The organism is Anaerolineae bacterium, from assembly GCA_013178015.1.
Lineage (GTDB): Bacteria > Chloroflexota > Anaerolineae > DRVO01 > DRVO01 > Ch71.
On the sequence record JABLXR010000017.1, the window covers coordinates 19,191 to 37,899 of the forward strand.

21 protein-coding genes are annotated in these 18,709 nt (G+C 66.0%); 7 read left to right on the plus strand and 14 right to left on the minus strand.

The genetic code is table 11. From position 1 onward, the window contains the following. The first annotated feature begins 79 nt into the window (after positions 1-79). The 4 genes from HPY83_08085 to HPY83_08100 all read left to right on the plus strand — a co-directional run bounded on the left by HPY83_08085 (position 80) and on the right by HPY83_08100 (position 2,165). Positions 80-841 carry a class I SAM-dependent methyltransferase gene (locus tag HPY83_08085; GenBank protein ID NPV07905.1) on the plus strand — a complete coding sequence of 254 codons (762 nt, stop codon included), beginning with the start codon at positions 80-82 and terminating at the stop codon, positions 839-841. Between the two features lie 4 nt (positions 842-845). Next, entirely contained in the window at positions 846-1,310 is a 465-nt protein-coding gene (locus HPY83_08090) for a hypothetical protein (GenBank protein ID NPV07906.1), read from the plus strand. A gap of 170 nt (positions 1,311-1,480) precedes the next feature. Further along, on the plus strand, positions 1,481-1,816 hold the full coding sequence (locus HPY83_08095) for a nucleotidyltransferase domain-containing protein (protein NPV07907.1): 336 nt from the start codon (positions 1,481-1,483) through the stop codon (positions 1,814-1,816). Beyond that, positions 1,806-2,165, plus strand: a complete 360-nt coding sequence (locus HPY83_08100) for a HEPN domain-containing protein (protein ID NPV07908.1) — start codon at positions 1,806-1,808, stop codon at positions 2,163-2,165. The genes HPY83_08095 and HPY83_08100 overlap by 11 nt, the downstream gene beginning before the upstream one ends. Here HPY83_08100 and HPY83_08105 read toward each other — a convergent pair. From HPY83_08105 to HPY83_08130, 6 genes are all read right to left on the minus strand, one after another. Continuing rightward, positions 2,077-2,925, minus strand: a complete 849-nt coding sequence (locus HPY83_08105; protein ID NPV07909.1) for a GNAT family N-acetyltransferase — start codon at positions 2,923-2,925, stop codon at positions 2,077-2,079. The genes HPY83_08100 and HPY83_08105 overlap by 89 nt on opposite strands. Before the next feature lie 11 nt (positions 2,926-2,936). Next, complete coding sequence (locus HPY83_08110; protein NPV07910.1) at positions 2,937-3,692, minus strand: class I SAM-dependent methyltransferase; 756 nt, start codon at positions 3,690-3,692, stop codon at positions 2,937-2,939. A 46-nt stretch (positions 3,693-3,738) separates the two neighbouring features. Next, positions 3,739-4,485: a class I SAM-dependent methyltransferase gene (locus HPY83_08115; GenBank protein ID NPV07911.1), complete on the minus strand. Its 747-nt coding sequence runs from the start codon at positions 4,483-4,485 to the stop codon at positions 3,739-3,741. Positions 4,486-4,557: 72 nt separating this feature from the next. Then, entirely contained in the window at positions 4,558-5,355 is a 798-nt protein-coding gene (locus HPY83_08120; protein ID NPV07912.1) for a creatininase family protein, read from the minus strand. A 34-nt stretch (positions 5,356-5,389) separates the two neighbouring features. Further along, on the minus strand, positions 5,390-5,998 hold the full coding sequence (locus HPY83_08125; protein NPV07913.1) for a hypothetical protein: 609 nt from the start codon (positions 5,996-5,998) through the stop codon (positions 5,390-5,392). A 29-nt stretch (positions 5,999-6,027) separates the two neighbouring features. Further along, on the minus strand, positions 6,028-7,011 hold the full coding sequence (locus HPY83_08130) for a hypothetical protein (GenBank protein ID NPV07914.1): 984 nt from the start codon (positions 7,009-7,011) through the stop codon (positions 6,028-6,030). A gap of 555 nt (positions 7,012-7,566) precedes the next feature. On the opposite strand from HPY83_08130, the gene HPY83_08135 reads away from it, so the two are divergent. Beyond that, positions 7,567-8,868: a Gfo/Idh/MocA family oxidoreductase gene (locus HPY83_08135; GenBank protein NPV07915.1), complete on the plus strand. Its 1,302-nt coding sequence runs from the start codon at positions 7,567-7,569 to the stop codon at positions 8,866-8,868. 62 nt (positions 8,869-8,930) lie between these two features. On the opposite strand, the gene HPY83_08140 is transcribed toward HPY83_08135, so the two are convergent. From HPY83_08140 to HPY83_08150, 3 genes are all read right to left on the minus strand, one after another. Continuing rightward, a complete protein-coding gene (locus HPY83_08140) occupies positions 8,931-9,800 on the minus strand; it encodes a YihY/virulence factor BrkB family protein (protein NPV07916.1) in 870 nt (289 codons plus the stop codon). Positions 9,801-10,074: 274 nt separating this feature from the next. Next, the gene (locus tag HPY83_08145) at positions 10,075-11,091 is read right to left on the minus strand and encodes a hypothetical protein (GenBank protein NPV07917.1); all 1,017 of its coding nucleotides are present in this window, start codon (positions 11,089-11,091) and stop codon (positions 10,075-10,077) included. Then, positions 11,081-11,983 carry a UTP--glucose-1-phosphate uridylyltransferase gene (locus tag HPY83_08150; GenBank protein NPV07918.1) on the minus strand — a complete coding sequence of 301 codons (903 nt, stop codon included), beginning with the start codon at positions 11,981-11,983 and terminating at the stop codon, positions 11,081-11,083. The genes HPY83_08145 and HPY83_08150 overlap by 11 nt, the downstream gene beginning before the upstream one ends. Positions 11,984-12,611: 628 nt before the next feature. On the opposite strand from HPY83_08150, the gene HPY83_08155 reads away from it, so the two are divergent. Further along, on the plus strand, positions 12,612-12,980 hold the full coding sequence (locus tag HPY83_08155) for a metallopeptidase family protein (GenBank protein NPV07919.1): 369 nt from the start codon (positions 12,612-12,614) through the stop codon (positions 12,978-12,980). A gap of 16 nt (positions 12,981-12,996) precedes the next feature. Here the strand turns inward: HPY83_08155 and HPY83_08160 are convergent, their stop codons facing one another. From HPY83_08160 to HPY83_08175, 4 genes are all read right to left on the minus strand, one after another. Beyond that, positions 12,997-13,566: a nitroreductase family protein gene (locus HPY83_08160; GenBank protein NPV07920.1), complete on the minus strand. Its 570-nt coding sequence runs from the start codon at positions 13,564-13,566 to the stop codon at positions 12,997-12,999. Between the two features lie 31 nt (positions 13,567-13,597). Beyond that, complete coding sequence (locus HPY83_08165; GenBank protein ID NPV07921.1) at positions 13,598-14,269, minus strand: prolyl oligopeptidase family serine peptidase; 672 nt, start codon at positions 14,267-14,269, stop codon at positions 13,598-13,600. An 18-nt stretch (positions 14,270-14,287) separates the two neighbouring features. Next, the gene (locus HPY83_08170) at positions 14,288-14,656 is read right to left on the minus strand and encodes a hypothetical protein (protein NPV07922.1); all 369 of its coding nucleotides are present in this window, start codon (positions 14,654-14,656) and stop codon (positions 14,288-14,290) included. 299 nt (positions 14,657-14,955) lie between these two features. Further along, positions 14,956-16,260 carry an NAD(P)/FAD-dependent oxidoreductase gene (locus HPY83_08175; GenBank protein NPV07923.1) on the minus strand — a complete coding sequence of 435 codons (1,305 nt, stop codon included), beginning with the start codon at positions 16,258-16,260 and terminating at the stop codon, positions 14,956-14,958. Positions 16,261-16,548: 288 nt separating this feature from the next. Between HPY83_08175 and HPY83_08180 the strand changes: the two genes are divergently transcribed. After that, positions 16,549-17,691, plus strand: a complete 1,143-nt coding sequence (locus HPY83_08180; protein ID NPV07924.1) for a hypothetical protein — start codon at positions 16,549-16,551, stop codon at positions 17,689-17,691. Between the two features lie 81 nt (positions 17,692-17,772). Here HPY83_08180 and HPY83_08185 read toward each other — a convergent pair whose 3' ends face one another. Beyond that, the gene (locus HPY83_08185; GenBank protein NPV07925.1) at positions 17,773-18,630 is read right to left on the minus strand and encodes a LysM peptidoglycan-binding domain-containing protein; all 858 of its coding nucleotides are present in this window, start codon (positions 18,628-18,630) and stop codon (positions 17,773-17,775) included. Positions 18,631-18,709: the final 79 nt, after the last annotated feature.

Genomic DNA, 18,709 nt, shown 5'->3' on the forward strand with positions numbered 1-18,709 from the left:
GGAGTCACCTCTCCGCCCCACCCCGGCAGACACCTCGACCGCTGCCTCACCAGTCAGTATACTCGACCAGGAGGGACCCATGCAGGCGTACGGCGCCGCCTTCGCTCGAGTCTACAACCAGCACTGGGGAGGGTTCGCCCGGCAGCTGGCGCCTCGTATCGAGGCTCTCTACGCCGGCACCGAGTTGGGCCAGAGGGAGAAGAGCCTCCTCGATGTGTGCTGCGGCACCGGCCAGCTGGCGCGGTACTTCCTGGAGCGCGGCTATAGGGTCACTGGCGTGGACCTGTCGCCAGCCATGCTGAAGTACGCTCGGGAGAACAACCGCGATCACGTAGCGAGCGGCCAGGCTCGGTTCCTACGGGCCGACGCCTCTTCGTTCAGGCTCAAGGAGAGCTTCGGCCTGGCCGCATCCACCTACGATGCCCTCAACCACCTGCCCGACGAAGAAGCGCTAGCCGGATGCTTCCGCTCGGTCTATGACGCTCTCCTCCCCGGCGGCACCTTCATCTTCGACCTTAACACCGAGATGGGCCTGCGGCGCCACTGGGGCGGGATCAGCGTCACCGACAACGAGGAGGCCATGATCGTCACTCGAGGCATCTACGACGAGGCCGGTCGTCGCGCCCTCATTCGGCTGTCCGGCTTCGCCCCGGTGGGGCCCCGTCGCTACGAGCGCTTCGACGAGGTGGTCTACAATACCGCCTTCCCGCTGGAGCGCGTGGCGGAGCTGCTGCTGGAGGTGGGCTGGCGCGACGCCTACTTCTCCAGTCAGGCCGACCTCCTCACCCCCGTCGAGGATCCCGAAGCCGAGATGCGCGTCTTCGCGGTGGCCCGGAAGTAGGTCGGTGCTGGGCGAGCCGCATCTGAAGGCTCTGCGCACCGTGTGCTCCCGGCTAGAGGGTGCCGCCATCAACTGGGTGCTCACCGACAGCACCGCCTTCGCCGCCCAGGGCCTTCCCCTGCAGCCGCACGACATAGACCTGCAGGCGGATGCAGCCGGGGCCCACGCCATCGAGGCAGCCCTGAAGGAGTACATGGTGGAGCCGGTCGCCTTCTCCTCTAGCGGACGCATCCGCTCCCATTTCGGCCGCGCCATCCTGGCCGGAGTGCGCGTGGAGATCATGGGAGACGTGGAAGTCCTGCTGCCCGACGGCACCTGGCGACCGCCGCCAGACATCCCCCGGCTCCGGCGCTGGGTGACCGCGGGCGGCCTGCGACTACCCGTACTTCCCCTGGAGTACGAGTGTCGGGCCTACCTCCAGCTGGGACGCCTAGATCGGGCAGAGCTGCTGCGCCGGTACCTTAGCTGAGGCCGGGCGACGGCTGGCGCTGCCCCGTCCCCACAGACACTCGCGTTGCCGGGAACCGGGCCCGGCTCCACCCCACGTGCCGGCCGGAAGGCGCGTGGTGGTAGGCGGGGCGACAACCGGCACGCTGTCGTGTATACTTGCGTTGAACACCTACCTCGCATCGAGGAAGAATGGCTAGCGAGCGAGACAGAACTGGGGTAGCCGCTGCACTGCGGGAGGCAGTCACTCGCCTCGTCGCCTGCCTCAACCCTGAGCGTATCATCATATTCGGTTCGCAGGCTCGATCGGATGCCGGCCCGGAGAGCGACATTGACCTCTTGGTGGTCCTGCGCGACGAGCAATCCGTGGGCCTGGCCGAGGACAAAGCCTACCGCGTCCTCGCCGACCTGGAGGTTCCGGTCGATGTGGTCGCCGTGAACGCGCGATTCCTGGAGACCTACGGAGACCTGGTGGGCACCGTGACGCGAACCGCCCTGCGAGAGGGCAAGGTGCTATATGCCAGGTGAATCGCGCGAGGCTGCCGCGGAGCTAGCGCGGGATTGGCTCAGGCATGCCCGTGACGACCTGGCGGTAGCTCGCCTCGCCGGCGACGAGAGAGTCGCCCCGGGCATCGCAGCCTTCAGTGCTAAGCACGCAGCCGAGAAGGCCTTGAGAGCTCTCCTCGTCGCAAGGCAGGGGGCGGCTCGGTGGCGCGGCCCGTCCACCCACGGGTCCACGATGACGTCGTCACCGGGGTCGAACCAGTCCATCGGCTGGCTCAGCGCGGTCAACTGCCGGCCTCGAACCGCAACTCTACCGAATCCGCCACCGGTTCGTATCCGATCTCCCGGTAGATGTGGTTCGAGGTGGGGTTAGCGAGGTCGGTGTAGAGGAAGCAGAACTGCCGCCCGCTGTCGAGCACCAGCTGACTTACGGCGGCCACGCAGGCGCTGGCGTAGCCCCGGCGCCGCTTCTCGGGCGGGGTGTAGACCGCCCCGATGCGCATGCCGTGAGGCGTCGGGCCGGTGCACCCGGCCATGGAAACCGGCTCTCCGTCCTCCCAGAGGTAGAGGCCACGCGACCCAGACGTCAGGAAGCGATCGAGGCTCCTGTCGGGGTCTCCCACACCTCCCGCTGCCTCCCGATCGAAGCCGTAGAACCACCGGCGCAACAGAGGACGGTCCGACTCGGTGGCCCGCCGCAGCTGTCCGGGCACTCCCTCAGGAGGGCGGACTCGCTCCAGCTTGAAGATACGCTGGGCCATCCTGACGTTGTAGCTCCTCCCCGTTCGCTCCCGCCAAATGTCGGCGAAAGCTCGGGCCAGCTCAACCGGCCCCGTCACTCCAGGAGGCTCCCAGCCCCCCGCCAGGAGGTCGGAGGCGAACAGCGTCAACGCCTCCTGGTAGTCCGTGTCGGAGAGGATCAGGTTATGCGGCGGGGTCATGACCGCCGCCGCCACCGGCTCGTCTTCCTCTTCCACCAGGGCCAGGTACGGTGGTGGATGTACCCACTCCGCTCCGCTGGCGATGCCGGCCGCGATGCCGAGGATCAGGTTGTGCTCCGCCTCCCGCTTCAGCAGGAACGGCTTCGCGCGCTCGTAGAAATCCGACCCCCTATCAAACCGCTTCAGACGCACGCAGACCTCCCTCACCCGCGCTCCGCCACCACAATCAGCCGGCGGCTCTCGTTCCGGTCGTAGGGCTGGAAGCCGTATCCGCCATAGAAGTGGACCGCGGCAAAGCCGGCTTCGTCCAACAGGCGCGCGTAGTCATCGCGGAGCAGAACCCGAGGGTAGTCGGTGCTCCACACCTTGAGTTCTCCCCCAGGCCGCCTGTGGTCCACGTCCACTATGTTGTAGCACGCCCCCTGGCCCTCGTAGTCAATGACGAACAGCCGGGTTACCTCGGGCGTGTCCAGCGCCAGAAGGAAGCGGGGCTTCTCCCGCCACTGCCGGTCGCTGGTGCCCTGGGTGAGCACCAGAATGCCGCCCGGGCGCAACACGTCGCGCATGCTGCGAAAGGCCTTGCCCGCCTCGTCCTCGTCCGGCAGGTGCAATATGGAGCTGGACAGGCAGACCACTGCGTCAAAGGGGCAGCCGAAGTACTCGGGCAGGTGGCGGTAGTCCACCCGATGTAGCGGTACCTCTAGCCCTGCCCCGTCCAGGTTGCGCCTGGCCTGGGCCAGCATGGAGGGGGAGATGTCGGACCCTACCACATCGCAGCCCAGCTGCAGGAACAGGGTCAAGTCGTGGCCCGTGCCGCAGGCGCAGTCCAGGAGGCGATGGACCTTGTGCTCCTGGAACAGGCGCCGGTAGAACGAAACCACAACCTCATCGTGGACCCCGAACTCCCCCAGGAAGAGATCGTACCGCTCGGCGAAGCCTTCGTACAGGTCTTCAGGCAAGGGCCCCCTCCCGGCCGGCCGGGAAAACTAGTTCTCGGCCCGGTGCTTACCAGTCCTTGCGAGCCCAAATGAAGATCCAACCCGGCCCAGATCGGATCCGGCGCACGTGGAAGGGGGACTCCTCCAGCATGGACGAGACCTCCATGGGCGTGTAGCTCGCCAGGATGGAACCGGTGGGCTCTTCGATCTCGCGCAGGGGCCCGGGTACGACGAACTGCCGGGCGAACAGCACGCCCCAGTAGAAGATCCGTCGCGGGTCGCGCCGAGTATCGAAGATCAGAAGCTGCCCGCCAGGCTTGAGCACTCGATGTATCTCTTGTAGGCCCGCGTTAGGGGCAGACCAGTGGTGCAGCGAGAGCGAGCTGACCACGAAGTCCACGCTCTCGTCCTCGAACGGGAGATTGTGGGCATCTCCGGCACGGAACTCGATTCGCTCACCGAGCCCTTCCCTCTCAGCGTTACGCCGGGCCAGCTCGACCATGTCGGCGGAGGGTTCCACCCCGATGAGCTTCAAGTTGGGATGGGCGCGCGCGATGTCCATCAAGAGATGTCCGGGGCCGCTGCCCACATCCACCAGCGTGCCCATGGGACCGAAGTGCTCCAGTTCCCTCAGCACCAGCTGCCGCAAAGCCTGGAGCTGGGGAAGCCTGGCCACCTGGTCGTAGGCCTCGACCAACCTCTGCCCCTCGATCCCTTCGCGACTGGGTTGTCGGGCCGACTTGACCCGCGGCATGCCAAGGAACCCCAGAATCGCGCCGATGATTACCGGAAACGATAGCAACTTACGCTTCATGGGTGTCTCTCCTGTAAGTGGTGAGTAGTAAGTGGTGAGTAGTTGTGTGGCTCACCCAGTGGCACTCCCTACTCACCACTCCCTCAGCCCTCGCTCGCGACGGAAGAACTCCTCCTCCAGCGCCGGCACCACCTGATCCGCCTTGACGGCGGCGATGAACTCCGCCAGCGTGTCCACCGCCATGTCCACCAGGATCTCGCCCTTCTCCCTCGAAGCGAAGCGAGCATCCCCGGCATAGTGCTCGGGGTAGTTGGAGTACCAGCCGATGCCAGTGAAAGCATCTCCCAGATGGGCCAATCGTCCCCGGGCATGCCCGGGCTCATCCGGGATCCGCTCGCTGCGCACTAGGTGGGCGTGGTTGGCCAACGACACGCTGGTCTCCTGCTCCCCCGCGTGTCCGTCCTCCGTGGTCTCGCGGATGGCTCTCCAGCGCTCCTCTCGCTCCGGGGTAAGCCGCATGCTGGGAGCATACAGGCTGTAACCCTTCTCCTCCCACAGGCTGGCCTGCGCCAGGAAGCGGACGAAGTGAGTGTTGCCGCCGTGCCCGTTGAAGGCGATGATCTTGCCGAACCCGTTGCGGCCGATCTCGTCGAAGACGCTCTGCACTAGATCCAAGAGCAGGGTAGGCCTCAGCGTCACCGCCCCGGGGAAGGCCCTCGCTTCATAGATCTGCCCGAAGTAGAAGGGCGGGAACACCACCGCCGGCTCCTTCTCGGCCGCCAGGCTGGCGATCCGGTGAGCGTTGAGGTAATCCGTGCCCAGGGGAAGGTGATCGCTATGCCGCTCCAGCACTCCCATGGCCACCACGCACACGCTCACCTCCCGAGCGGCCCGGCCCAGTTCGGGCGCCGTCATCTGCTCCCATTGCATCGTGACCTCCTTGCCTCCGCGTCTGCTCTGTGTTCTATGCCCGCCTGGTCCAGACCGACCACCAGGGGGCTTGGTCTACTTCCGCGATCGGGCGGCCCCGGCGCACCCGTGCGCGCACCGGAGCGCTCGGCTGCTCCTCGGGGGGAGCCCCCTGCGCCTCCTCCCCCGGGGCTTTCACTGCCTGTACCGGTGCCACCGGGGCATCTCCCGGCGGCCCCTCGATCGGGATGCGCTCGGCTAGTGGCGGCCTCTGCTCCTTCGCCTCCAGGCGTTGGATGAGGGCATCCAACTCAGCGTTGAGCTGCCGGAGCGCCGCTACCAAGCGCGGGCGAAGCTCATCCAGGGCCTGGCTGCCGGCCGCGCGCGCCGTCTGCGCTACCTTCTCCACCGAGACTCGCACCTGCTCCGCTTCCGGGGTCGACGCCACCTCCTTGGCGATCTGCCCTACGTCCCGGGAGAGCGATTCCAAGCTCTCCTCCAGAGTCTGCATGCCCCGGCGGTTGGCCTCGCTCTCCCACGCCGCCCGGAGTGCCTGGGCCATGCGACGCCCCGCAAGCCGAAACTGCTCGCCCACCTCCTGCCAGGAGTCGGTCCGCTCCGCCTCCACCGACCTGTGCTCGCCCACGACTCCTTCCTCGTCCATATCCGCTCCTCCGATGCTACTGACCCTGGTTAGTCTACCTGAGCCAACGGGGGCCGGTAGCGCCCGGCGGCCCTGAGGACATAGAGTGCGTCCGCCGTGACGAACTCGTTCATCCGCCTCTTGTCGGCACCGCCCCAGTCCGCCCGGGAACTGCCCGACTGGTTTGACTCGCTGACGGTGTAGTACTTGGCCTCCGCCGGGAAGCCGCCGTCCTCCAGCTGCTTCGACTGCAGCAAGTCCAGCGCCTCGTCACAGCGTCGGTCGCGGATGAGTCCCGCTTCGGCCAGCACCTTGAGGCCGAAGAGGATGTCATAGTGCCAGTAGCAGGGGTAGTGCAGTTGCACGAAGCCGGGGCTGATCACGCTGCCGTCGCTCTGACGTCGGAACAGCCTTCGCTTCAGGAAGATGTTGGCAGCCCTTAGCGCCGACTGCATCGGCTTGCCGCTGCCGGTCAGCTTACTGTGCCAGGCCAGGCCGCGCAGGGGAATGAGAGTCTCCATGAAAGACGAGTTGGTGGCCTCGGGGCGCTTGTCGCAGTTCCATCCGCCGTCGTGCCACTGCCACTTCATCAGACGCTGGGCTAACTCCTCGGTGCGGCTATCCGCTAGGCCCAGAGCCAGCAGGTAGTAGAGCGCGTTGCCCTCCTGGGAGGCACACCGTCGCACCCGTCCGTTGATCTCCTTGATGCTCTTCTCGTGCCTCTCGGAGAACAGCCACTCATAGACCTGGTCTCGCAAGGGCAGCAGGGAGTCATCGCCCGGCGGGTATCCCAGATCGGCCAGCTGGGCCAAGACCCAGTGGGCACCGTACCACTTCCTATAGGGATGATGCGGGATCCGTCCCTCCTCATCTCTTTCCGAGAGCAACGCCTGTACCCGAGGCGAGGAGACAATCTCCCGGCGCTTCACCATGCTGTCCCAGGAATAGGGATCGGCCCCCAGCACCAGCACTTGCGTCTTGACCCGAACGGCCGGGTCGTCCGACTGCAGCAGCCGCTCTATCACGCTCGGCATCACTCACCTCCAACTCCAACCCACAACGACCTTCTGGCCGGTGGGCCCTGCTTCCCGGCCGCCTCTCTAGCAACGATTCTAGCCGTTGGGGAACCAGGCACAAGCCAGGACCCTCTCGAGGTGAGAACCCTAGGCGCCGTGCCCCGCCAACTCTCTCGTCACGCCGCCCTCAGTCACGAGCCTACCCTGAACGAAGGGATCGGGCCGGCTTGCCCTCCTCCCGCCTCCGCGCCTCGCTATCTCCCGAGGAGTTCGCGCGCCCACGCGCGAAGGGGCGCTGGCGAGAGACGCCTTCGTCCGAGCGCCGCCGCGCCTGGGGGCGCGGACTCCTCGAGGGGAAGAGCCAGCAGCCCCCGAGGAGTGCGCGCGCCCACGCACGAAGCGACCTCGGGGCTTCCGTGGGCAGACGCGCGGCGACAGCGCGAACTCCCAGGCGACGCGGCGAACCTTCGCTACCTGCCGAAGTTGTCACGACCGGCCCCCTGGGCTAATCTCCACCCCAGCCCGGGCCCGACCTCCGCCACCCCAGCCCGGGCCCACCCGAGGGGAGGACACATGAGCCAGCCAGTCACCGCGGTAATCGTGGGCGCCGGCCATCGGGCGCTGACGTACGCCGCCTATTCCCGCCACCGGCCGGATGAACTCCAGATCGTCGGAGTCGCCGACCCTCTCGAGTACCGACGCCGTCAGGTCGCCGACCTCTACGGGCTCCGGCCGGACCAGTGCTTCGAGACGGCCGAACAACTGGCCGCCCGGCCCAGGATGGCCGACGCCGTCATCAACGGCACCATGGATCACCAGCACGTGCCCACTTCCCTGCCCTTGCTGGAGGCTGGCTATGACATCCTGCTGGAGAAGCCTTTCGCCACCAACGAAGAAGAGATGTGGGACCTGGTGCGGACGGCGCGCCGGCATGGGCGTAAGGTGATGATCTGCCACGTGATGCGCTACGCCCCTTTCGCCACCGCTATGCGGCAGCGGGTGGCGCGGGGCGACATCGGCGAGATCATCAGCGTCCAGACGCTGGAGCACGTCAGCTACCACCACATGGTGGTGGGATACGTGCGGGGCAAGTGGAACCGTAAGGACGTGTGCGGCTCACCCATGCTCATGGCCAAGTGCTGCCACGACCTCGACTTCATCACCTGGATGAAGAGCGGCATCGCCCCCGTGCGGGTGAGCAGCTTCGGCAGCAACATGCAGTTCCGCCCGGAGAAGGCCCCACCGGGAGCGGGCACCCGCTGCCTGGTGGACTGCCCCATCGAGGCCGACTGTCTCTACTCGGCCCGCAAGCACCACATAGACCACCCCCAGCGTTGGAGCTTCTACGTCTGGGCCGGGTTGGAGGAGATGGAAAACCCTACCATCGAGGACAAGATCCACTCCCTCAAGACAGACAACCCCTTCGGCCGTTGCGTCTGGAAGTGCGACAACGATGTGGTAGACCACCAGTCGGTCATGATCGAGTTCGAGGACGGTTGCACCGCCACCCACAACATGGTGGGCGGAGCCTCCAAGCCCATGCGGGCCATGCACCTGGTAGGCACCATCGGCGAACTGCAGGGCGTTCTCCACGACAGCCGTTTCGTCGTCCGGCATATTGACCCCCGCCCCGGGCACGAGTACTCCGAGGAAGTGGTCGAGGTGGATGTGAAAGGCGACATGGACGGCGCCTTTGGCGGGCACGCCGGGGGCGACGCCCGCCTGGCGGCGGACTTCATCCGGTTCGTCCGGGGCGAGACGCCCTCCATCTCCTGCACCAGCCTCGAGGACTCCATCCGCGGCCACCTGATCGGCTTCCGCGCCGACGTGGCCATGGAGGAGGGCCGCGTGGTTGACATACCCACCACCTGGTGATCCGCACTTCCCGAGGGGCGATCTTCTCGGGCGCCGTGGGCCCCGAATGCGGTCAGCCCCCGTCAGGCGCCCGCGTCCGGGTTGGCCCGGGACCCGCGTCGGGCGGCGTACACCTGAGTGAACTCCGCCCCGAAGAAGAGAATCTGAGCGGAGTAGTAGATCCACAGCAGCAGAATGATCAAGGAGCCTGCCGCCCCGAAAGCCGAAGCTACGCTTGCCCGGCCCAGGTAGAGCCCGATGAGATACTGGCCTACGATGAAGAGCAGGGCGGTGAAGGCCGCTCCCACCCAGACGTCGCCCCAGGCAACCTCAGCATCAGGGACCAGTTTATACAGCAGGGCGAACAGCAGCGTCACCAGCCCGAAGGAGAGCACCAGGCTGCCTATCTGCCAGATGGCCTCGGCCCCGGGGACCAGGTTCTGCAATCGGGCCGTCAGCAGCGAGAGCGCCGCGCTGGCCACCAGAGTGAGCAGCAGCAGAGAGCCGGCCCCCAGGACCAGGGCAAAGGCGAAGAGCCGCTGCTTGATCACACCTACGATCCCACCTCTTCGCGGCTGCGCCACGCCCCACATGTGGTTAAGGGCCTGCCGCAGTTGCTGAAACACTCCGGCCGCGCCCAGCAGGAGCGTCGCCAGGGCAATGGCGGAGGCGATGAGGCCGGAGGCGCCTCTGAGCGCATCGGAGCGCTCCACCATCGTCTCCACTAGGCCGGCAGCCTCCGATCCGATTACCTCTCGGGCCTGAGCCAGCAGCCGGTCCTGTACCGACTCCCTGCCCAGGAAGATACCCGCGATAGCGATGGCAATGACGAGCAGGGGCGCGAGCGAGAAGGCTGTGTAGTAGGACATCGCCGCTGCCCTCATCGAGGCGTTGTCCTCACTCCACTCGCGGTAGGTGTCCTTCAGCAGCGAGAACAGCGACTTGGCATTCATGCCCTAACTCCATGCCTAACAAGACGATCATCCGATCCGACAACGTTCATGCGCGCCCGGTACCCGCGAGCGCCTTCCGCTCAAGTTAGTGGAGGAGGCCGCTCTCTACAAGCCAGAGGGCAAGCGCGGGCCCTGCCCCTGGAACAGACAGGGTCGCCATAGGGGTGAGAGCGCTAGGGCACCGCTCTGCTGTGGCGCTAGTCCCTGCCCTCCGGCCGTACCCATCGCCAGGAGAGCTCCGGGGTCCTGCTCCCACAAGCACGGTGCGGCAGGGTCAATCGTCGGCAGGACCGTCGCTCTCGATGATGGCACCGGGGGCGATCTGTAGGTGATAGGTGGCGCTGGCCCCGGCCTGGAGCATTGCCTTCTCCAAGTGGGCCATGTCTGGGTAAGGCCAGAGTATAATGATGGTACCCCCATCGCCGGCGCCGGCCAGCTTGGCCGCTGGGGCACCGGCGTCCAGCGCGGCCGAGATCAAGGCCTCGTTCGCCTCGCCCGAACCTCCCAGCTGGCGCTGGATGGCGTGGTTCTCGTTCATGAGCCGGGCCAGCGAGTCCCAGTCCTGCAGCAGCAGGGCCTTCTTCCCCGCCCGGGCCAGCTCGGTGATCCGCTCGTAGCCGGAGCGCACCTCGGGGTCGCCCTCCAGCCAGCGCTCGCGCAGAGGTTTGTGCACCCGGTTGGACGAATGGTGCACTCCGGTGAAGGCCAGCAAGAAGGGAAGCGCGGGCACGTAGCTGGAAAGGGGCTCCACCGTGGCGAAGAGCTCAGCCTCGGTCTCGCGGTAGAACTGCTTGCCGCGGAAGTCCATATAGTTGAGCCCACCGAAGGTGCACATGTAGGCGTCCTGGTAGCCTCCCACGATCTTCAGGTGGTTAAGCTCGATGTAGCGGGCCATCTCCGCCAACTGATAGTATCCCCGGGGCTGCCCCTCCCAAGTGAGGATGGCGTGCAGCATGGCCACCAGTAGAGCGGTAGAGCTGGACATCCCGCTCCCTACCGGGAGTTCGCTGCGGTACTCCACCCGGCAGCGCAGCCGGGGCAGGCGGAGGTAGTCCATGATGGCGCGGGGGATGTCGAAGTAGTCTCCCTGGGGCCGCAAGTCCTCCCGCCGAGCCAATACGCACTCTTGCTCGTTGGTGCAGAATACCGGGGCGTCGGCCGGGGTGACAGTGACCCAGGCCCGCATACCTACCGAGCAGGAGAGCACCGAGCCCCCGTACATGTCCGTCGGGTTCCCGATGATGCCCGCCCGGCCGGGCGCCGAGCAAACCAGCTTGCGCCTAGAGCTCATAGGCCTTGGCCTTGATGTACTGACGGACCATGTAGCCGTAGCGCTCATCGGCCAGGGCGAAATCTATGAAGGTGCGGAAGTAGCTCTCGAAGTTGCCGACATCGTAGCGGCGATGCTCCGGCGGCAGCAACCAGGCGTAGACAGGCAGCCCCATCTGCACCAGGAGGCGTATCCCGTCCGTCAGCTGGATCTCGCCCCGGCGATCGGGCAGTACCCTGGGCAGCACCTCGAAGATCGCCGGGCTGAAGACGTAACGAGCCGCCACAGCTAGGTTACTGGGGGCTGTGCCTCGGGGCGGCTTCTCCACGATGTCGTCCATGAGTACGGGCTCAGACACCGGGACGTCGGCCACCTTGGGGCTAACGATGCCATAGCGGAAGGTCTCTTCCGCAGGTACCTCCTCCACCGCCACGACAGCGGCTGCCTTAAGGTCGCGATGCGCCTGCATCATGTCCCGCAGGGGCCCAGATGGGTTGTCGCCGGCGATGAGAGAGTCGCCCAGGGCGACGACGCAGTTCTCGCCATCGGCGAACTCCGCTCCCAGGGCGATGGCGTCGCCCAGGCCTCGGGGGCTGCTCTGGCTGGTGTAGAAGAAGCGGGAGCGGGTCTGCATGTTCGTCAGTTCGGCCAGGAGCGGCTCGTTGCCAGCCTGCTCCAGAGTGGAAAGAAGGAAAGGATCAGGATCGAAGTGGTCCTCGATGGCCCGCTTGCGCCGCCCGGTGATGATGAGGATCTGGTCCAGCCCCGCGCCCTGGAGCTCCTCCACCACGTACTGCACAACCGGCTTGCGCGCCACGGGCAGCATCTCCTTGGGCTGCGACTTCGTGGCGGGCAACATACGAGTACCCAGACCGGCGGCTGGCACAATGGCTTTGGCGATCCGCTGGCTCATGACTCACCTCTCACAGTGCATTGGCGCGCTCCCGTGAATCTTATGGCATCGCGGCGCCTGCGCAAGGAAGGAGGCAGGAGGGAAGGAGGGAAGGAGTAAAGGAGTAGAGGAGTGGAGGAGACAGGAGGGAAGAAGAACCTCGCCCCCGACTCCTACGCGGAGAGGGGAGGTCCGCTCCCCTTCCTGCACAGGGAACGCAGGAGGGAAGGAATAAAGGAGTGGAGGAGACAGGAGGGAGGGAGGACCTCACCTCCGGCCTCTCTCCTACGCGGAGAGGGGAGGTCCGCTCCCCTCCCTGCACAGGGAGGGGACTGGGGGAGTCAGGTTAGCCCTGTAGGGCAGGAAGCCTGCGCTCTGCGGGAACAAGTGGGCACACATGGCAATGATTATGCCCCCTACACCACCGGCGCCAGTCACGGCCGCAGGCCCTCAGCGGGCACCTTCAGCCGGCCGCGATCCTCCCCTCCTTGCGCCTCCCTCGTCCCCGCTCATGGCCCCAGCCTCAGTCGCGCAACTCGGCTCCAGCCCCTCCCACCTCCTCTCCTCCTGTCTCCTTCACTCCTTTACTCCTGTCTCCTCTCCTCCTGTCTCCTCTACTCCTCCCCTCCTATGCTACAATAGCCGCAGCATGGACATGGAGTCATTCCGCGAATTGGTGGCCGAAGCCCTGGACTCCCTGGACGAGGAGTTCCGCGAGCGGCTGGACAACGTGGCAGTGATGGTGGAGGACTGGCCCGACCGACGCACCATGAAGATGGCCGGCGTCCGTTCCCCCTATCACCTGCTCGGCTTCTATCACGGGGTACCCTTGTCCGGCCGGGGCACCAACTATGGCCTGGTGACCCCGGACACTATAACCATCTACCGAGGGCCCATCGAGCGGCGCTGCCGCAACCGGCACGAGATGCGCGAAATCATCCGGCGGGTGGTGCAGCACGAGATCGCTCATCACTTCGGCATAGACGACGACCGCCTGCACCAGTTGGGGGCCTACTGAGCCGGCTTCGCTCCGCTCAGCCGATTATGATCTCCTCCAGCGACCGCTTGGGCACGTGGTGCACCGAGTCCTGGTCGCGCCAGTACTTGATGTCACCATCCGCACCCATGGGCTCTATGACCACCCTCTCCGCTGGCTTGCCCAGCGCCAGCACCAGCAGCACCTCGTACTGGGGCGGGATGCTCAGAGCCTGGCGCAGGGCCTCTCGCTTGACCGAACCGATGATGCAGCCCCCCAGCCCTTTCTCCGTCGCCCCCAGCATGATGGTCTGGGCCGCGATGCCGTGGTCGCAGCCGAAGTCATTCCTGATCTCCGTATCGCCCAGGATCACGATATAGGCCGTGGGCCGCTCCCCCTGGGCAGGCCCGCCCCAGTCCCGCAGGAACCCCGCCCAACCCAGGCAGGGGAAGATGAGCTCGTTGCGCTCTCGGTCGGCCGACAAGATGTACTTCAGGGGCTGGCGGTTCGACGCCGAGGGCGCCAGGCGAGCCAGGTCCACCAGTTCCCTCAGGGTATCCAGGCTGACAGGCTCGCTTTCGTCGAAACGGCGGTAGCTCCTGCTCCTCGCCACTAGGTCACGCAACAGAGTCCTAGACTGCACAGTCACCTCCCGATCGCTAATGGCGTTTGTGGGATAGGAACCAACGGTAGAGCTCGGGGTTGCTGTATGCCTCGTCCCAGGAGTTGTGGCCACACTCGGGGTACACCGTGAGCCGCACGTTGCCTCCCGCCGACTCCAGGTGTCGCACCATCTTCTCCGACTCGGCCAGAGGAACCACCTCGTCCCTGGCGCCGTGGAAGGCCCACACTGGCACCTCTCGCAATGCTGATGCCCTGTCGGGGAACCCGAACTGGGGCAGCCCGCCCCCGCAGATAGGAGCCACCGCAGCAAACCGGTGAGGCGCCTTTGCCGCCAGGTGCCAGGCGCCGTAGCCGCCCATGCTCAGGCCCGTTAGGTACACCCGGTCCGGGTCCACAGCGTACTCCTGCAGGGCGTGGTCGAGCAGCGCCTCTAGGGCGTGCAGCTCCGCCGTCCACACCGAGTCCATCGGGCACTGAGGGGAGATGGCCACGAAGGGGAAGTCCGGGTTCTCCTCCACCAGCCTGGGGATGCCGTGCTCCTTCACCCGCTCCAAGTCGTCGCCTCGCTCGCCCATGCCGTGAAGGAAGAGGATCAGCGGCCAGCGCTCGCCCGGATCCGAGCCATAGCCGGGCGGGAGGTAGAGAAGGTAGCGAAGCCGCACTGGGAGCTCCACCACCGCGTCCAGCGTGCACTCCCTCTGCGTCATAGACCTTACCCTCGCAATCTAGTCCCTTCTGCTCATACGCTCCGTCAGGCGCTCCAGCTCATCATTCAGGCGGCGCAGCGCGGCTAGGATGTGGGGACGGGCCTCGTCGAGCGCCTGCTCCCCCGCCCTGCGTGCTGATTCCGCCGTTCGCTCCATCTGGGCCATCACCCGCTGGCCCTCGGGAGAGCTCACCCCCTCATCTATCGCCCGGCTCACGTCTTCGGCCATCCGCCGCAAGCCCTTCTCCAGCTCCTGCAAGCGGCGCCGGTTCTCCTCGCTCTCCGCTGCCGAGCGGATGGTGGCGGCCAGCGTTCTTCCCAACTCCTCGAACTGCTGCCCTAACTCGCCCCAAACGTCCTTCTGCCCTTCACGCCCCTGGTCGCTCATTCAGACACCTCCATTCCCAACTCATGCCGGCCGCAGACTGTGTCCATAGTCCTCTGGAAAGCCGAAGGCAGCCCACCGAGTCCGCACGCCCTCGCCCGAGCGTACTGCTCTAGACGGACCGCTCATCCAACGCCGCCGCGCCTGGCAGGCTCCTCATAGAGACAGAGGCGCCACACCGCTCGCCCTGGCCTAGTTTGTACCAGAATCCGGCTGTAGCCGTAAAGCCAAGCCCGGGCACAACTACAGAGCGGGTGGCACCCTGCAGATGCCACCCGCTCTCCTGTCCTCCGCCGTGCCGGTTAGGCCTGGCGCACCGTCTCGCGCTCCAGCCCATCGTAGTCCAGCCGGGCCACACTGGGCCCCTGGAGGAAGTTGAGTGTCCAGTCCGACAGAGCTCGGAACCGGCTCTGGAAGGTGGGCAACTTGCTCAGGTAGACATACTTGAACAGCAGCCACCCGGATAGGCCGAACACGTTCCAGCCGAAGGGACAGCAGACCGCGTCCAGACTGCCTATGCTCACCAGGTCCCCGCGGTAGCGGAACTTGAAGGGGATGGCCTCCCGTCCCTCCCACTCCGCGATTAGGTTCCGGGCCAACGCCGGACCCTGCTGCACCGCCACCTGGGCCGTGGTCGCCAGGGGCTCGCCGCTCTCGTCCGGGCAGTGAGCGTTATCGCCGATGGCGAACACCCCTGGCTTGCCGACCACTCGGAAGCAGCGGTCCACCATGATCCTTCCCGCCCGATCGTGCTCCACCGGCAGATCGGCCACCAAGGGGTTGGCTTTCACCCCGGCCACCCAAATGAGGGTCTCGGTGTCCACCCGCTCGGTCTGATCGCCGCTCTTGAGTTCCACGTAGCCAGGCCCGGCCGCGGTCACCAAGGTGTTCACTCGCACGTCAATGCCCCGGCGCCGCATCTTCTCCGTGGCCGCCTGCGAGACGGGCTCCTCCAGCGTGGGCAGCACCCGAGGTAGACCCTCCGCCAGGATCATGTGCACGTCCCGGTAGAAGTTGATGTTCCTGTACGTCTTGCCGGCCACCTTGTGAACGAACTCGGTGAGCTCGGTCATCACCTCCATGCCGCAGCAGCCAGCGCCTGCCTGCACGAACGTAAGCAAGCGCCGCCGCTCCTCCAGGTCGGTGGACCGATCCGCCTTCTCCAGGCAGTCAATCACGTGGTTGCGTAGCCGCAACGCATCGGGCATCCACTTATAGGGGAAGCCGTACTTCTCGAAGCTCTCATTACCGAAGTAGTTGGTCACGCCGCCCAGGCTGATCACCAGCACGTCACCTTCGTAGGTGCCGCGGTTGGTAATGGCACGCCTGTTGTCCAAGTCTATCTCCAGAATCTCTGCCTCCACGAACTCCACGTCCCGCTGGCCCAGGATGCGCCGGACCGGGGGGGTGATCGTGAGCGGGTTGATCTGATTGCTCACTATCTCAGGAAGGAAGGCGGTGAACAGGAGATAGTTCTTCCTGTCTATGACGGTGATCTTCGGCTTCGGAGCACTGCTCTCCCGCGCCAGATCGTGCAGGAATTCGGCACAGTAGAGCCCGGCGAAGCTAGCTCCGAGAATCAGTACCCGCTTTCCCTGCTCATCCATCTGCGTTCCCCCTGTCTTGCGCTTGTCCCATCCGCCTGACTTCTGGCGACAGCTTCCAGACACACACCGGCCACTATGATACGGGAGCGCCCGGGTTGTCAAATTGTGAACCGTGCCACTAGCTCATTCGCGCCTCATCTCCTCCGATCTGGGGCCCCGGCTACAGCGTCGTTCCAGGTGTCACGCGGCTCGCTGGCCAAGCAGTCACCGACCTGACGCCGGCCTCCGATCCGCCAGGTGCGCGGCTGCCAGAGTCCGAGTATCCTGCTCCCAGACGGAGGGATCCTCATGACCTCGAAGGAACGCGTTCGGGCCGCCGTATCCCGCCAGCCCGTGGACAAGACGCCCATCGGGTTCTACGTAGTGGACTACGATACGATCGAAAGGGTCATCGGCCGCAAAACCTACGTGCGCAACAAGGTTGAATCACAGATCGCCTTCTGGGAGGGCCGCCGCGACGAGGTGGTGGAGAGCTACAAGGAAGACACGGTCGAGTTCTACCGCAAGGTGGGCATCTGCGACCTGGTGTGCTTCAAGGAGGCACCGCTGGTGCCACCCAAGGGCTACGTGCCCGAAGACCCTCCGCGCCGCGTGGCCGACGACCTCTGGCGGGACTCGAAGGGGCGAGTGTACAAGGTGTCCCTCGTCTCCAACGAGTTCACCCTGGTGGAAGACCCCACGCGCTGGACCACCGAGTACACGGTGGAGCAGTTCGAAGCCCCCATTGACAGCACGCCCCCGGACCCGACCATGTTTGAGGCCATGGACTACGTCCTGGAGCACCTCGGGCCGACCCACTACATCGCCGGAAGGAGTGGAGGGCTGGATGCCCTGGTGCTCCTCGGGGGGATGGAGCGGGGCCTGATGGAGTACCTCCTGCATCCAGAGGTGGTGCGGGCCGCCATCACGCGTTCCTGCCGGCAGGCTAACGCCCTGGACCAGTACTACATACGCCCCGGCCAGGACGGAGTGCTGTTCGAGGAGGATACCTCCGGGACGCTCGGCCCCCTGATCTCCCCCGGCATGTACCGCGAGTTCTGCCTACCCGCGCTCCGCTCCCGGGTGGAGAACGTCAAGGGCTTCGGCCAGCAGGTGCTCATGCACAACTGCGGCGACAACCGCCCCCTCCTCGACACATTCATCGAAGCAGGCATCGAGTGTCTGCAGTCCCTCCAGACCACCGCCGGGATGTACGTGCCCGACCTGCAGGACCGCTGGGGCGACAGTATCGCCTTCTGGGGCGGGGTGGCCACCGAGATTCTGATCGCCGGGACGCCCGACGACGTGCGGGCCAACGTCCGGGACGTCATGACCAAGGCGGGCCCGCGAGGCGGATTCATCCTCGGACCCAGCCACTCCATCGCCAAGGGCACCCGCTACGAGAACTTCATGGCCATGCTGGAGGAGTTCGACCGGCTGCGTGATACGTGACACGTGATGCGTGATACGTGATACGTGATACGTGATACGTGATACGTGATAAACGAACGTATGCCTGTCACGCATCACGCATCACGCATCACTGTTCACCACCCACTCCTCATCCTCGCCGCCGCGCACGTCGAAGGTGCCCGTGCGCGGTTCGGACTCGCCCTCCACGGCGATCTCGTAACCGTAAGGTCCCGGCAGCAGGCAGTAACGCCAGTTGCCCCCCGAATCCAGGCTGATTCCGTCTCGCCAGGCCACCTGCCGGCTGAACACGGTCACCCAGACGCGCTCCGCGCCTCGGTTGACCAGAAGGAAACAGCCCGGCTCGCTGGATAGAGGCACGAGGGGCGGGGTAGTAGCCGTAGCCGTGGGTTCTAGCTCCGGCGTGGGCGTGTCCGTGGGAGCTGATGGGACAGCCTCGGTCAGCTCCGCCGCTGAGGGAGTCTCGGTTGCCGGCACTCGGATGGTCTGTCCCACCTGGAGCAGCGCGTCGGCGTGCAGCTCCGGGTTCAGCGCCAGCAGCGTCTCCAGCTCCACGCCGTGATCCTGCGCAACTGCCAGGAGGCAGTCGCCGTCCTGCACCTGATACAGGGAGAAGAGCGGCTCCGGCTCCTCTTCGGGAGGGGCCTCAGTGGCAGTCGCGGCCGGGGGGGCGGTGGGATCGGGGCTAGGCGTGGGACTGGGCATGGGCGTGGGTGAGGCGGTCGGTGCAGGCTGCATGCTGGCCCGTCCGACGTCGTCGGTCGGCCCTACTACGTAGGCCACCCGTGTCGGAGGCGCCGGGGAGGAAGTGAGTTGCCGGTCGGCCGAGCCGGCCAGGTGCCCGCGCATAGCCATCAAAGATAGGCTGGCCATCAGGGCAGCCACGACCAGGACCGCCACGCCCCCCAGCTCTCGCTCTTCGGGCAGGGCTGCCCCACAGAGCGCGCAGGTGCGCGCCAACTGCGCTGTCCTGCTCCGGCACCTCGGGCAACGCCGATCGCCGGCCGGGCTCGCCATGAGCTGGCCCCTTTCCTATGCT